The organism is Longimicrobium sp., assembly GCA_036389795.1.
GTDB lineage: Bacteria > Gemmatimonadota > Gemmatimonadetes > Longimicrobiales > Longimicrobiaceae > Longimicrobium.
Genome location: DASVWD010000254.1, coordinates 1 through 1,639, shown reverse-complemented (window position 1 = coordinate 1,639; position 1,639 = coordinate 1). Strand labels below are relative to the sequence as shown.

Genomic DNA, 1,639 nt, shown 5'->3' with positions numbered 1-1,639 from the left:
CGGACGGCGGGGAGCAGCCTCTTCACTCAGGACGGAGCACAACACACTCAGTCCATCAACCATCCGAACCGCCGTATACGGACCCGTACGTACGGTGGTGGGGGAGGGGGTGCCGGGAGACCGGCCCCCCTATCCCGATTCCGATCCACCGTCACCGTTCCGTGCTGACTCCGCTCCGCGTGAGAACGAGAATGCGGAGCTCGACCCGAGCGACTCCAGGCAGGGCGGAATCACCCCTCCAGCCCGTAGAACCAGTCCCGCAGCGAGATAAGCGCGGAGGCGGAGCGCCGCTCGGCCTCCGCACGCGCGAGGCGGCCCATCTCCGGGAGATCCGGGCGAATGCGCAATGCCCCTTCCAGCGCTCCGGCCAGCGCGTCGGCGTCGCCGGCGGGGACGACCCAGCCGGTGCGGCCGGGCTGCACCCACTCCGCCGCGCCGCACTGGTCGGTGACCACGACGGGGAGGCCGCACGCCATCGCCTCGGCGGCGACGAAGCCGAAGCCCTCTTCCAGGCTGGGGAGCACGAACAGCTCGGCGCGGTGGTACGCCGGGAGCGGGTCGCCGGGCGCGCAGCCGCGCACCACCCCGGCCGCGTGCCGCTCGAAGAGCCCGCGCGAGCAGCGGTCGCCGGTGGAGCCCACGATCTCCAGCTCCACGCGGGCCGCACCCACCTTCCGCGCCGCCTCCAGCAGGTAGACGAAGCCCTTGCGCGGGTCCAGCGTGCCCACGTAGCACACCCGCAGCGGCCCCGACGCGGCCCACCGCCCGGCCGGGGGACGGAAGCGCCGCAGGTTCACGGGCTGGGCGGCCGCGTGCACCTTCTCCGCCGGCACCCCGCCCGCCGCCAGCGACCTCTTCGCCCACGCCGACGAGACGCGGATGCGGTCCGCCAGCGCGTACTCCTCCTCGATGCGCGCCACCGCCCGGGGCGTGGGGTGGCCGTGCCAGGCCCCGCCGCACCAGCGCCGCGCCTCGCGCCGGTACACCTCCGCGAAGGCGGCGATGTGGCCGTTGGGCGAGTCGAGCACCGCCGGCACCCCCGCCGCGCGCGCCCAGCGCAGCGTCTCCAGGGCCACCCCGGTGAAGGCGTAGCACCGCGCCGGCCGCAGCCGCGCCACCCCGCCCGCGGCCCAGCGGCCGAGCCGCGCGTCGTGCAGGAGCTGCCGCCGCCCCGCGCGCCAGCGGTAGGGCGTGTAGAGCGCCAGCCAGCGCGGGACCGGCTCCGGCGAGACGTGCCACTCCGCCGCCGGCTCCTCCTCCAGCGGCCAGTCTCCCGCCCGCCCCGGGCCGAACGCGTGCACGCGCGCGTCCCCCAGCGCCAGCGCCGCGAGCGCGGAGGCCGCCTGCAGCCCCAGCCCGCCGCCTCCCGCCGGGGAGCCGTAGACCACGGCCACGCGGCGCTCCGCATCACCTGGCGTCATGGACGGGCGTGAGGTCGGGAGGAGGTGGACGGGCGGAGGACCCCTGATGCCAATCCGAAAGACCGGTTGCCGTTGCCGTCATCCTGAGGCCCAGACTGTGTCAAAACTGTCTCCTGCGAGGTAAATTGCTGGCGATCCCACAGCCAGCCAGGGAGCGAGCATGGGCTACATCACCGGGGTTGACCGGGATCAGCAGGTGCTGTTTCCGGAGACGCTGG

1 protein-coding gene is annotated in these 1,639 nt (G+C 74.7%); it reads right to left on the bottom strand.

From position 1 onward, the window contains the following. Positions 1–230: 230 nt before the first annotated feature. Positions 231–1,421 (bottom strand): glycosyltransferase family 4 protein, encoded by a 1,191-nt coding sequence (locus VF746_29685; protein HEX8696627.1) that lies wholly within the window; start codon positions 1,419–1,421, stop codon positions 231–233. Between the last annotated feature and the right edge of the window lie 218 nt (positions 1,422–1,639).

Bases quoted from the DNA above. Each gene is read 5' to 3' on its own strand.
- VF746_29685 (HEX8696627.1), bottom strand. From the start codon at position 1,421: ATGACGCCAGGTGATGCGGAGCGCCGCGTGGCCGTGGTCTACGGCTCC.